Genomic DNA, 12,544 nt, shown 5'->3' with positions numbered 1-12,544 from the left:
TCATTCCGTCTTTTCGCCGGGCTTCTTGCCCAGAATGATCATCGATAACAGATCGTCATCTGTGACATCGGCGATGTCGACAGTGCCAACCAGTTGCCCGTTTTTCATGACCGAAGCCCGGTCGCACAGCTCCATCACCGCGTGTACATCATGGTCGATCAGGAATATCCCGATCCCCTGCGCCTTGAGCTGCTGGATCAGGTCCGCCACCATCTGTGTTTCGTGCGGGCCAAGCGCGGCTGTGGGCTCGTCCATGATCAGGATACGCGCGTTGAAGTACACCGCACGCGCTATGGCCACCGACTGCCGCTGACCGCCGGATAGCGCCGAGACCGGGTCATTGAACTTCTGAAAGTTCGGGTTCAACTGTGCCATGATCTTGCGGCATTCGGCCTCCATCGCGGCATCGTTGACCAGCCCGAAGGGCGTGACCATCTCCCGCCCCAGGAAAAGGTTCGAACTTGCATCCAGATTGTCCGCCAAGGCCAGCGTCTGATAGATCGTCTCGATATTGTTTGCACGCGCATCGCGGGGGTTGTTGATCTCAACCTTCTTGCCGTCGATCAGGATCTCTCCGTGGTCCTTCTGATAGGCTCCCGAAAGCACCTTGATCAGCGTAGATTTACCGGCCCCGTTGTGGCCCAGAAGGCCCACAACCTCGCCCGGGTACAAGTCGACCGAGACACGGTCCACCGCCTTGATGCCGCCGAACGAAATCGAGATATCGCGCATTTCGACAAGCGGAGGCTGGCCGGACCCACGGCCCGAAGTTTGGTTCTGTGTTTCTTGTGCTTGCATCATTTCGCTCCCAGACGTTTGCGATAGACGATGTCGATATAGACGGCCAAAACCAGAACGGTACCCACGACGATGTTCTGAAAGGGTGCGTCCACGCCAACCATGGCCATGCCCGATTGCAGCGCCTGCATGATCAGCGCGCCTAGGATCGCGCCGTAGATCGTACCAATACCGCCGGACAAGGCGGTGCCGCCGATCACGGCCGCAGCAATCACGCGCAGCTCATCCAATGTGCCGATATCGTTCGAGTGGTTGGCCAGACGGGCCGAGGCCACGACCGCGGACAGCGCACACAGAAACCCCATCAGGGCAAAGATCTTGACGGTCATCATGCGGGTGTTGATGCCCGACAGTTCCGCCGCATCCGGGTTGCCCCCCGTGGCAAAGATATAGCGGCCAAATCGGGTTTTGCGGGCCACAACAGTCAAGGTTACCGCAACAAGGATCAGGATCAGAACCGAGATCGGGATACCATAACCCACAACAAGCCCTTCAGGCATGGTCTCGCCCCGCGCTTCGAACATACGTTCCAGCCTGCGGGTGGGGATCGAGTAACTGTTGACGATCAAGACATATCCCATAATGGCGATGCCAACGATCCCCGCCAAAGTAGTTTCAGCCCAAACCGGTTTCACAGGGAACCCATGGGCAGCCTTGGAGCGGCGACCGCTCCACAACGCCCAGACCGCAATAGCGGTGGCGGCAAGGCCGAACAGAAGGCTTACCGTTGTACCCAAGGTCCCGTTGGTTCCGCCAAATATCAGGAACGTGCTGTCCAGCGGGCCGATTGTCTGGCCATCGGTCATGTACCAGGCGACGTTGCGCCAGACCAGAAAACCGCCAAGCGTCACGATAAAGGCCGGTATGGTCAGATAGCCTACCATCCAACCGTGGAATGCACCGATCAAGGTTCCAACTGCAAGGCCGACAATCAGGGTGATAGCCCAAGTCGCCGGGTGGTTCAAACCCATACCCAACACGTTCGGAAGAAGCTCGGTCTGGGTCATCGCCATGACGGCAGATGTGGTCGCCAGCAGCGCGCCGACCGAAAGATCAATATGGCGCATCACGATAATGAACACCATGCCACAAGCCATGATCGCGACCGAGACGGTCTGGATCGACAGGTTGAACAAGTTTCTGGGCGTCAGAAAACGGCCATCCGTTACGATGTTGAAGCCGATGCACAGGATGATGAAGGCGCCGATCATGCCCAATAGCCGCATGTCCAGTTCCAGTTGCTGGAACAGGTTGGCCTTTGCTTTTTGGGGTACCGGCTGAGACGAAGTTTCGGTCATATCCGATCTTTCATGTTCAGCTATGGTCTCTGGCCCGGCCTTGCGGGCCAGAGACGTTATGGTTTGGAGACTTGACTTAGTTGCAGGGTGCAGGACCGTTTTCGACGCCCTGGCACAGGTCTTCCAGCGGAATCCAGCCAGCATCGACTACAACGGACAGGTTGTCTTTGGTGATCGGCACAGGCGCCAGGAAGACCGAGTTCATCTCGGTGCCACCGGGCGAAGTCCAGCTGATCGCACCTTCGACGTCTGCTGCAGCCGTTCCACCACTCAGCGCGACCGCGATTTCACCTGCGGCTTTGCCCAGTTCGCGTGCGTCTTTCCAGACCGAGACGGTTTGTGTGCCTTTGGCCACCCGGTTCAGCGCCGCATGGTCGCCATCCTGACCCGACACCGGAATACCGTCCATACCTTGCGCGGTCAGTGCAGCAACTACACCGCCTGCGGTTCCGTCATTTGACGCGACCACAGCATCGACTTTGTTTTCGTTGGCGGTCAGTATCTGTTCCATGTTGCGCTGCGCGTTCGCAGGCAGCCAGCCATCGGTATAGGCTTCGCCCACGATCACAATGTCACCACTGTCAACAGCGCCCTGAATGATCTCCTGCTGACCACCGCGCAGGAAATCCGCGTTCGGGTCGGTGGGCGAGCCCTTGATCATCACATAGTTGCCCTTGGGCATGGCGTCGAACACCGCGCGCGCCTGCATACGACCGACTTCGACATTGTCAAAGGTCAGGTAGAAGGCCCGATCATCTTCGATCAGACGGTCATACGCGATGACTGGGATACCTTCGTCGGCCGCTGCCTGAACAGCTGGACCGATGGCCTGGGAATCCTGCGCCAGAATGATCAGCGCATCAACGCCCTGGGCGATCAGACTTTCAATATCCGACAACTGCTTGGCCGACGACGATTGCGCATCTGCCGAAATATATTCGGCACCGCCCGCCTCAAGCGCGGCTTTGATTGCCGCTTCGTCGGTTTTCCAGCGCTCTTCCTGGAAGTTCGACCAGCTGACACCGACCGTGGTTTCTGCAAACGCAACCGTCCCCATCAGGACGGCCACAGCAGAAGCGCTGAGAATTCGTTTCATGATTTCCTCCCGGTTTATCGAGCCATCGCTTCATGATTCGTGGCTCTCACAATTCTGAGTAGCATATTTATTTCAGTCAGTAAAATATTTATGCTACCCGAAAGAAGAAAAACCGCTTACGCTTGGGAAATCATCAGATTCGCGAGGGCAGGATGCTGAAAAGCAAGGTTTCTTCAAACGCTACGGATCAACGAAACATCACCCGTTTGCGCGTGCTGGAACAAATCCGGTCGACCGGGGCGATATCGCGGATCGACATTGCAAGCGCGCTTGAGACCAGCCCGGCGACAGTGACAACGGCAACGTCAGATCTGCTTTCAGCTGGTCTGATTCAGGAAATCGAAGGCGAAACACCGTCTAAGTCCGCGCGCCGCGGCAGACCACGTGTGTTGCTGAAACTGCATGGCGGATGTCACCTGATTGCCGGTGTGAAAGTGGCCCGGCACCAGATTTCAGTCATCCTGGTCGATTTTGAAGGCACCGAGATCACCTCTTACACTCACCCGCTGGAAGAGGCCCGGATGGCCCCGGAGGCTTTTGCAAAAAAGATATACGCGGCGCTGGAACAGGCCTGCACCTCTGCAAGCAGGTCCCTGACAGAAGTTTCCGGCGTCTGTATCGGAATTGCCGGGCTGGTCGACGCAGAGCGGAATTTTGTACATTGGTCATCTTCGCTGACAGTGCGCAATGTGGATCTGAGCCCGCTTCTGTCCCAAGTGCTCCCTTGCCCTGCGTTTATCGAGAATGACGCCAATCTGGTTGCAAAGGCCGAACAGCTTTTCGGGCTTGGCAAAGGGCTGAAGAACTTTCTGGTTGTCACGATAGAACACGGCATTGGTTTGGGCATTGTGTTGGATGGCAAACTATATCGCGGCGAGCGCGGCTGCGGCGCGGAATTCGGGCATGTCAAAGTTCAGCTGGATGGCGCGTTATGTCAGTGTGGGCAACGCGGATGCCTTGAAGCTTATGTTGGGGAATATGCTCTGATCCGCGAGGCAACCATTGCTAGCCGGGCTACTGACCCGCACACTCTTGCTGATATTCACGCAGCCGCCCAATCCGGTGATGCCCGGTCCATTTCAGTTCTGTCCCGCGCTGGCCAGATGTTTGGAATGGGGCTTTCCAACCTGATCAATCTGTTCGATCCGGAATGCATCATTCTGTCCGGCACCCGAGGCAGCTTTGAATACCTGCATTCCGACGCAGTGATGACCCGCATCAATAACGGTGTTGTCAGCGTTGACGCGCCACTGCCTGAAATCAACGTAAACCATTGGGGGGATTCAATGTGGGCAAAAGGGGCAGCGGCCTATGGGATCGAACAAGTCTCGATCCTGAAAGTCAGGGAACTGGCGGAAAATGCAAGTTGAACTGACGATCCTGCTAGCGACAGCTTCCACCGCCATGGCTGACATCAGCCTGCCGCAGTTTCACAGTATCGACGTCCCGAGCCATGTTTACGACGGAGGATGGGAGCACTTCGTCGGCGGAGGCATCGCCGTTTTCGATTGCAACGGCGATGATCGGCCCGAGCTGTTTGCCGCAGGGGGAACCAATCCGGCGCAATTGTTTGTCAACACATCAGGACCCAATGTCAGTTTTCGGTCAGAAACGCCAAGCGCACTGTCCCTGACCGGCGTGACCGGCGCCTACCCACTGGATATCGACGGGGACGGGTTTGTGGACTTGGCGGTTTTACGCGTTGGCGAAGACGTTTTGTTACGTGGCAAGGCGAATTGCGCATTCGAACCGTTCACCTCGTTGAAATTCCAGTCTCAGGAACACTGGACCACCGGTTTTTCCGCCACCTGGGAAACCGGTCAAACCCTGCCGACACTGGCTTTTGGAACATATGTCGACCGAACCAACCCCGATGGCCCGTTTGAAGCCTGCGGGCCGACGCTTTTGTATCGCCCCGTGGGGGCCGCCTATGGCCCACCTTTCCACCTGGTACCGGGCCATTGTTCCTTGTCCATTCTGTTTTCCGACTGGGCGCGCAGCGGGCGCGCGGACCTGCGTGTCAGTAACGACCGCCATTACTATGTACGCGGCGGGCAAGAGCAGCTTTGGGCTATGGAAGACACGCCACGCCTTTACGCGCCGGAAGATGGATGGGTGTCCTATTCGATCTGGGGCATGGGGATTGCATCAAGGGATGTATCAGGGGACGGCTTTCCTGATGTTTACCTGACCTCGATGGGGGACCAGAAGTTTCAGATCTTTGATCCCACGGCCGAGGGACCGACATGGCGCGACGCGACTTATGACCGGGGGACAACGGCGCACAGGCCGCATGTTGGTGGCGATGGTCGCCCCTCAACCGGCTGGCATGCGCAGTTCGGCGACGTCAATAACGACGGGCGCGACGACATATTTGTCGCCAAGGGCAATGTCGAACAGATGCCCGATGCGGCGCAAACCGACCCCAACAACCTGTTGCTGCAATCCGCAAATGGCCAGTTTTTCGAAGCTGCCTCAGCGGCGGGTGTCGCCTCCATGGGCAAGTCCCGCGGTGGGGCCTTGGCCGACCTGAATGGGGATGGATCACTTGATCTGGTCGTGGTCAATCGCGGGTCAGAGCTTGAGATATTTCAGAACGAACAACAGCTTGGAAACTGGGTTCAGGTTGATCTTGGCCAGGATCGTCCCAACCGCGCAGCTGTCGGCAGCTTCATCGAAGTCAAAACCTCCGACAGAGTCCAAACGCGGGAAGTGACCATTGGCGGTGGTCACGCAAGTGGCATCTCTGGGCTTCACCACTTTGGTCTGGGCAACGCGGACGAACTGGAGCTGCGGGTTATCTGGCCGGACGGTACAGTTGGTGATTGGCAGACCTTCAGAAACAATCAAGTGCTTCGCATCGACCGCTGATCATTGATCTACGGGCAAACCGCTGGGCACGCGCGCGGGCACACCCAGCCTGGCTGCCGGGTCTTCCAATGTGCTGAGAAAACTCAGAATGGCGTTTACCTCATCATCACTCAGGTTGATTGGGGGCAGATCATTCGACGCCGCAATCGCCTCGGTCAGCGTGGGGTCGAGCAAGGCTTTTTGATCTTCCGCGCCCGGAAACTCTGGCAGCGCTGCTTTTTCGACCGAGTAGCTGCGCAAAGCTGCGACCGGATCCAGATGATGACGGACAACATCTTCAAGCCGCGCGTAGGCTCCGTTGTGACCATAAGGTGCCGTCAGAGTCACATTGCGCAAGGATGGCGTGCGAAATTTGAAGGCGTCATCCACATTGCCCGTCACACGCAATCGCCCGTCATCGCGAACATGGTTCTCGAACCGGGCGGCTTTTCCCGGTCCGATTTGCGGCATGGCTATAGAATGAAATCCATGATCCGTCTGGAACCAGCCGGAATGGCAGGTGCTGCACCCGGCCTTGCCGTAAAAAAGGTCAAGCCCCATTTGCGCCCGCTCGGGCAGCTCCTCTTTCCCCTGCATCGCGTGATCAAACAGGCTGTTGTCAGCGCGCCATTCAAAGGCGATGAAATCAGCAATGATATTGGCGATTGCGGTAAAAGTGACCTCTTCTCCGGGTGCGAGCTGGTCAAAGCGCGTCCTGTATTCCGGGATTGCGGCAACACGCGCCGCGATAAGGTCCCATGCGCCGTCCTTTTGGGTCAGAAAACCAAGACGTACGGCTTTGCTCACTTCGTTTTCCGAATAGTGGCCGGCCATTTCGTCAGCCGACAAGACCGGGAACATCGCTTGCGCGGCCAGTGCAGATTGGAAGCCCGGCCTCATATCCGTGCCCAAGGGTGTCCTGAACCCGTTAAGCTGGGACGGGTCGACCTCAAGACGCCCGTCATGAAAGAAGGTGGTGAATTCCAGCGCCCCAAGGTTCCACAGCCCCGGTGCATTTCGGGGAATGCGCTGCTCGGGCATGTTTTCCTGATCAAGCCTGCGCGCTGCCCCCAGCCCCACACCGCCTTCGCCGATACCCAGAGACAGAGCGTCTGACGTTCCCAGTTTCGGATGATGGCAAGTGGCACAGCTGATGTTTTTGTTCCCCGACAGGATCGGGTCGTAAAACAACAACTGCCCCAGTTCGACCTTGGCAAGATCCGGTTCTACAAATTGCGGCAGCGGCCCGAGGTCCTGCGCCTGCGCCCCCGATAGTGTCACGCAAAGGGCCAGAGCATATACCGATATCGCAACTTTCATACCTGATCCTCTGCGATTTCCAACGTCAGAACTTGTTTATACGGTCGGTTCGGTGAATGGATAACGGACGGAAACAAAGGATGGTTCACAGCGTCCGTGTAACCGGAAGGTTCAATGCAAAGCCCTGCGCATGGCGTGAATGGATCAGACAGATGCGCGGCGGAATAGACCTGCGCGCCCGGCTGATCAGAGTAAACATTCATGCGCAAACCTGACGGTGTTTCGACTGTGGCAACCGGTCGATCGAAATTGCCCGCCTTTTCAAACACGAAGTAGTGGTCAAGGCCGCGCCCTTCATCACCGATAACGCGCGGGGATGAGAAATCCAGCGCTTGCGTTTCAAGCTCATTCACGACGCCTGTCGGAATGGAGTTGTCGTCCAGTTGCAGTACCCGCTTGGAATTCAGGGTCAAACGGCTGTCAAGAATACCGCTTTGGCACCCCAGAGTATAGTAATTGTGCTGCGCAATGCTGATCGGTGTAGGCCGGTCCGGCCATGCGGTGATCGTGTAAGTCAGCCGTGGAAAAGCCAGCTCGACATGAATCTCGAACCTGATTTCTCCGGGAAAACCGTCAGCGCCGTCAGGTGACGTCAAGGACAGAACTGCACGGTTCTGCTTGGTCTTCCTGATAATCCAGTGGCTGCGTGACAGCCCTACCACACCGCCATGCAGCGTGTTTTCCCCCTCATTCGTTGACAGGTGATAAGCGGCATCCTGTATTTTAAACTTTGCGCCACCGATCCGATTGGCGACGCGACCCACGATTGCGCCTATATAATAAGGGTCGGTCAGATATTCCTGCGGGTTTGGATAGCCCAGGATCAGGGGCGTTTCACCGATCCACCACCCTTGTGTGATCGCCCCATAGCTCAGCAGGGAAACTGACATCGCGCCATCTTCCAGAACAACCTGTTCGATGGGTACGGAAGTGGCGCCCTTCATCATGGCGCAGACAGGGGGGATAGAGCGGCATAGAACCGGCGGTATCTTTGATATTCAGCCTCATAGGCGTCGAATAACCCCGCGCGCGGCTGAACAATTTCTGAGGTTTCTGGCGATGTCATGAGCTCCGCCGGGTCTGCACCATTTACTGAGCAGGCAGCAAGGCGCGCCGCTCCGATGGCGGCTCCGAATTCACTGCCTTTGGGCAATGCAAGCGGAATGTTCAGAACAGTTGCCAGCGTCTCGACCCAGAACCGGGATCGTGCACCCCCGCCGACGACCATCAGGCTTTCAGGCTTTGTTCCCGTGCTCCTGAGGGCTTCAAGGCAATCACGCAGCGCGAACGAGACACCTTCCATCACGGACTGTGCAAGATCCGCTGGATCTGACGCAATATCCAGCCCCATGAACGCCCCCCGGATGGCGCTGTCATTATGAGGGGTACGTTCCCCCGACAGGTATGGCAGGAACAATGTCTTCGACGGCCCGGCGACGGTATCCGGCAACGCCGATGCGAGTGCATCAACGGATTGGCCGAGATTCCGGGACAGCCAGTTCAGGCTGTTGGTCGCCGACAGGATGACACCCATTTGAATCCAGCGCTCCGGCACCGCGTGGCAGAAGCAGTGAACCGCCGTTTCCGGTGCGGGCGCGTAACTGTCCTTGGCAACCAGCAGCACACCCGACGTTCCCAGTGATAGAAAACCGCTGCCTTCGGCGATGCTTCCAATGCCACAGGCCGCCGCCGCGTTGTCGCCTGCCCCGCCGGCAACAACAACGGGTCCGGTCAGGCCCCAGTGCTGCAAAATCTCCGCCCTCAGCTCGCCCCCGGCGGCGCTGCCTTCGACCAGTACGGGCATCTGATCCCGACGCATGTGGCTGAGTTCAAGCGCTGTTTCCGACCATTCGCGGCATCCGACGTCCAACCACGCGGTACCCGCGCTATCGGACATGTCGCTGATGTAATCTCCGGTCAGCCAGAAGCGCAAATAATCTTTGGGAAGCAAGACTTTGGCCGTCTTTTCAAGAACGTCAGGTTCATGCCTGCGCACCCATTCCAGTTTAGGCGCAGTGAAGCCGGGAAAAACGATGTTTCCGGTGATCGATCGCATCGCGGAAAGCGCATCCAGTTCGGCAGCTTCACGGGCAGACCTTGTGTCGTTCCAAAGGATACAGGGCCTCAAGACGCGACCCTGTCGGTCCAGAAGCGTTGCGCCATGCATATGTCCGCTCAGACCAATGCCCCGCACTGCCGAAAACGCAGCGCCGTTTTGCCCGCGCAACTGGGCAACGACCTTTTGACACGCTTCAACCCAATCCGCAGGTTCCTGCTCTGACCAGCCCGGATGCGGTGTCGATGTGTTCACGCTCGCTTCGGCCTCGGCAACGACGTCGCCGTCTTCACTGACCACAATTCCCCGAAGACCTGACGTCCCCAAATCAAGACCGAGATACACCTGTTCCTCCCACTTGTAAGCCGCAATACTGTAGGCAACAGAAACCCAGTTTTGCAAAGGCATCAGGTTTCACTGGCATAGTTTGCGCTAACATAACAGGGTGAAACAAGACAAGGCACATAAAAATTGATGCCGGTCTGGACGGCACTGAATGACCGGGAACCAGACAGCGACCAATACGAAGGGGCCCGGTAAGAGGTGACCTGAACTAAGCCGCAGGAGAAATTTTTTGCGATTGTCTGGCGCCATGTTTCCGTAAAAACTTCGGAACGTTCTCATCTTACTGATTTCGGGCAGGCAGAGCGTCTGACACCATGATCAGTCGCAAGAAGGAAATCGGCAAATGAAGTCACATGCCAAAGTTGTTGTCGTTGGCGGCGGATGTTTGGGCGCGTCCATTCTGTATGGGCTGACACAGCACGGCTGTAGCGATGCGGTGATGCTGGAACGGACCACGCTGACCTCAGGCTCGACCTGGCATGCCGCAGGTCTGCTGGTCACCTTCGTGCGGTCCCATAACGTGTCGAAGATGACGATGGAAACCATCCGCATCTATTCCGAAGTCGAACAGAAGATGGGTGCATCGGTAGGCTTGCGCAAAGTGGGTCAGCTGCGCGTTGCCAACACCCAGGAACGTTGGGATGAGTTCCAGTCATATATCTCGATTGCCGAGGCCGCCGGTGTGCCCTGCAAACTGTTGACGCCGGCGGAAATTGCCGACGTTCACCCCCTTTTGAACCAGTCCGAGCATATTCGCGGCGGTATTCTGCATACCGAGGACGGCTATGTGAACCCGGCCGACATCACCATGGCAATGGCAAAACTGGCGCGGGACGCAGGTGCCAAGGTCTTTCAAAACACCGAAGCACGGGCGTATGAAAAGCTGGAAAGCGGACATTGGAAAGTGACCACCAATCAGGGAGAGATCACGTGCGAGCACCTGGTTTTTGCCACCGGAAACTATGCCCGCGAAAATGCCCGGCGCGTTGGGCTGGACCTGCCCTGCATTCCCATCGTTCACCAATACTGGACCACGGAAACCGTTCCACTGCTCAAGGAACGTCGCGCGCAGGGGCTGCCCGAGTTCCCGATCTTGCGGGATGAGGATTACGGCGCATACCTGCGCGAAGATGTCGGTGGCATTCAGTTCGGGCCCTATGAATTCACCAAGGACCTGAAGCTGTTTGCCGAAGACCGCGTGCCGCCTGACTTTGGCGCAGACCTCTTGCCCGAGGATTTCGATGCCGTGGAAACCCAATGGGAACGGGCAATCGAACGGGTGCCAGTTCTTGGCGAGGTGGGCATCAAGGCCAACACGCGCGGCCCCTTCCAAATGACGCCGGACGAATTGCCACTTGCCGGGCCAGCGCCGGGGTACAAAAACCTGTGGCTGGCCGAAGGGATGCCCGGTGGCATTCTGTGGGGCGGCACCGTGGGCGAACGGCTGGCTCGCTGGATCGTCGACGGTGATCCGGGCATGGACATGTCGGAGCTGGATCCGCGTCGTTTCTCTGACTACGCCTCCAAACGCTGGACCATGGACAAGGTTCGCGAAACCTGGGGCACACATATGAACGCGCACATCCCCGGCGAAGATTTCCCGGACGCGCGCCCAATGAAAACCGTGGGGTCTTACGATCTGCTGACGGCGCATGGCGCAGTCTGGACCAGCTTCAACGGCTATGAATTCCCGCGCTGGTTCGCCAAACCGCCGCAAGAGGCGATCCCCGAACATTCTTTCCGCCGCACCAACCACATGGAACGCGTTCAGGAGGAAGTACGTACCACCCGCGAAGAGGCCGGGTTCATCGAGATGTCGCCGATGACCAAGTTTACTGTACGCGGACCCGACGCAGCGCGGTGGCTGGACGGTCTGATGGCAAACAAAATGCCCAAGGTGGGTCGGATGAGCCTGTCGCTCTTGTTGAACCCAAAAGGTGGCATGGATGCGGAATACACAGTTGTCCGCTATGCCGAGAATGATTTCTATCTGGTCTCGACCCCGAATTGGCGCGCCTATAACTGGGATCAGCTGCAACGTCTGTTACCACAAGATCAATCGGTTATCCTTGAAGACGTTTCGGAACAGTTGGGTGTGATCGCTCTGGCCGGTCCCAAGGCGCGCGAGATTTTGCAACCATTGACCGACAACGATTTGTCGAATCCTGCTTTTCCCTGGCTCTATGCGCAAAAGGGTGAAGTGGGCTATGCCAAAGACGTACACCTGCTTCGGGTATCTTACACAGGCGAGCTGGGTTGGGAACTGCACCATCCTGTCGGGTATAACCGCCATCTTGTCGACCTGCTTTTGAAAGCCGGTGTAAAACCCTTCGGTCTTGAGGCTTTGGAGTCCATGCGCCTTGAAAAATCCTATCGCGCCATCAACCGCGAGATTTGCAAGGACATGACACCGTATGAGGCCAGCCTTGATCGGTTTGTCGTCACCGAGGGGCGCGAGTTCATCGGAAAAGCGGCGCTGGAGAAGCAGAGAAGCGAGGGCAATCACAAACGGCTGGTCACGTTGAAACTTCCCTTTGGCGAAACTTCGGTGATGTTCGATGAGGGTGTTTATGCAAACGGTGAACTGATCGGGCGCGTTACGTCGGGTGGGTTCTCTTATTATTGCAACCACGACATAGCGATGGCACTTGTACCAAACGATATGACCGCGCCGGGTACAAGGATGCAGGTGTTGGTCCATAACGAAATGCGCGATGCCGAGGTGATCGATACTTGCGCCGTTGATCCCACCAACGCGCGTGCGCGTGCCTAACCCCTGAA

At 57.3% G+C, this 12,544-nt stretch carries 9 protein-coding genes; 3 read left to right on the top strand and 6 right to left on the bottom strand.

The annotated features are described in order from the left end of the window. The 3 genes from I9182_RS00270 to xylF all read right to left on the bottom strand — a co-directional run bounded on the left by I9182_RS00270 (nt 1) and on the right by xylF (nt 3,153). Entirely contained in the window at nt 1-798 is a 798-nt protein-coding gene (locus I9182_RS00270; RefSeq protein ID WP_209504341.1) for an ATP-binding cassette domain-containing protein, read from the bottom strand. After that, the gene (locus I9182_RS00265; RefSeq protein WP_209504342.1) at nt 798-2,096 is read right to left on the bottom strand and encodes a sugar ABC transporter permease; all 1,299 of its coding nucleotides are present in this window, start codon (nt 2,094-2,096) and stop codon (nt 798-800) included. The genes I9182_RS00270 and I9182_RS00265 overlap by 1 nt, the downstream gene beginning before the upstream one ends. 76 nt (nt 2,097-2,172) lie before the next feature. Next, nucleotides 2,173-3,153: a D-xylose ABC transporter substrate-binding protein gene (gene xylF, locus I9182_RS00260; protein WP_245220480.1), complete on the bottom strand. Its 981-nt coding sequence runs from the start codon at nt 3,151-3,153 to the stop codon at nt 2,173-2,175. 191 nt (nt 3,154-3,344) lie between these two features. Between xylF and I9182_RS00255 the strand changes: the two genes are divergently transcribed. Beyond that, entirely contained in the window at nt 3,345-4,562 is a 1,218-nt protein-coding gene (locus I9182_RS00255; RefSeq protein ID WP_209504344.1) for an ROK family transcriptional regulator, read from the top strand. Beyond that, nucleotides 4,552-6,063, top strand: a complete 1,512-nt coding sequence (locus I9182_RS00250; RefSeq protein ID WP_209595780.1) for a CRTAC1 family protein — start codon at nt 4,552-4,554, stop codon at nt 6,061-6,063. The genes I9182_RS00255 and I9182_RS00250 overlap by 11 nt, the downstream gene beginning before the upstream one ends. Here the strand turns inward: I9182_RS00250 and I9182_RS00245 are convergent, their stop codons facing one another. From I9182_RS00245 to xylB, 3 genes are read right to left on the bottom strand one after another with little or no spacing between them, the layout of a single operon-like run. Continuing rightward, on the bottom strand, nt 6,064-7,362 hold the full coding sequence (locus I9182_RS00245; RefSeq protein WP_209595778.1) for a cytochrome c peroxidase: 1,299 nt from the start codon (nt 7,360-7,362) through the stop codon (nt 6,064-6,066). Beyond that, nucleotides 7,359-8,306 (bottom strand): aldose epimerase family protein, encoded by a 948-nt coding sequence (locus I9182_RS00240; RefSeq protein ID WP_209595776.1) that lies wholly within the window; start codon nt 8,304-8,306, stop codon nt 7,359-7,361. The genes I9182_RS00245 and I9182_RS00240 overlap by 4 nt, the downstream gene beginning before the upstream one ends. Next, nucleotides 8,306-9,763: a xylulokinase gene (gene xylB, locus I9182_RS00235; protein ID WP_209596694.1), complete on the bottom strand. Its 1,458-nt coding sequence runs from the start codon at nt 9,761-9,763 to the stop codon at nt 8,306-8,308. Before xylB ends, I9182_RS00240 begins: the two co-directional genes overlap by 1 nt. A gap of 343 nt (nt 9,764-10,106) precedes the next feature. Here xylB and I9182_RS00230 point away from each other — a divergent pair, with 343 nt between their 5' ends. Beyond that, nucleotides 10,107-12,536, top strand: a complete 2,430-nt coding sequence (locus I9182_RS00230; protein WP_209595775.1) for an FAD-dependent oxidoreductase — start codon at nt 10,107-10,109, stop codon at nt 12,534-12,536. Nucleotides 12,537-12,544: the final 8 nt, after the last annotated feature.

Origin of the sequence: Ruegeria sp. HKCCSP351, from assembly GCF_017872535.1 — a bacterium.
Classification (GTDB): Bacteria; Pseudomonadota; Alphaproteobacteria; order Rhodobacterales; family Rhodobacteraceae; genus Ruegeria.
Note: the sequence above shows the minus strand (reverse complement) of the source record. Positions and strands in the feature narration are given on the sequence as shown.

What these genes read in the sequence shown, in the direction of transcription:
- I9182_RS00270 (WP_209504341.1), bottom strand. Translation starts at nt 798, where the DNA reads ATGCAAGCACAAGAAACACAGAACCAAACTTCGGGCCGTGGGTCCGGC.
- I9182_RS00265 (WP_209504342.1), bottom strand. Translation starts at nt 2,096, where the DNA reads ATGACCGAAACTTCGTCTCAGCCGGTACCCCAAAAAGCAAAGGCCAAC.
- xylF (WP_245220480.1), bottom strand. Translation starts at nt 3,153, where the DNA reads ATGGGGACGGTTGCGTTTGCAGAAACCACGGTCGGTGTCAGCTGGTCG.
- I9182_RS00255 (WP_209504344.1), top strand. Translation starts at nt 3,345, where the DNA reads ATGCTGAAAAGCAAGGTTTCTTCAAACGCTACGGATCAACGAAACATC.
- I9182_RS00250 (WP_209595780.1), top strand. Translation starts at nt 4,552, where the DNA reads ATGCAAGTTGAACTGACGATCCTGCTAGCGACAGCTTCCACCGCCATG.
- I9182_RS00245 (WP_209595778.1), bottom strand. Translation starts at nt 7,362, where the DNA reads ATGAAAGTTGCGATATCGGTATATGCTCTGGCCCTTTGCGTGACACTA.
- I9182_RS00240 (WP_209595776.1), bottom strand. Translation starts at nt 8,306, where the DNA reads ATGAAGGGCGCCACTTCCGTACCCATCGAACAGGTTGTTCTGGAAGAT.
- I9182_RS00230 (WP_209595775.1), top strand. Translation starts at nt 10,107, where the DNA reads ATGAAGTCACATGCCAAAGTTGTTGTCGTTGGCGGCGGATGTTTGGGC.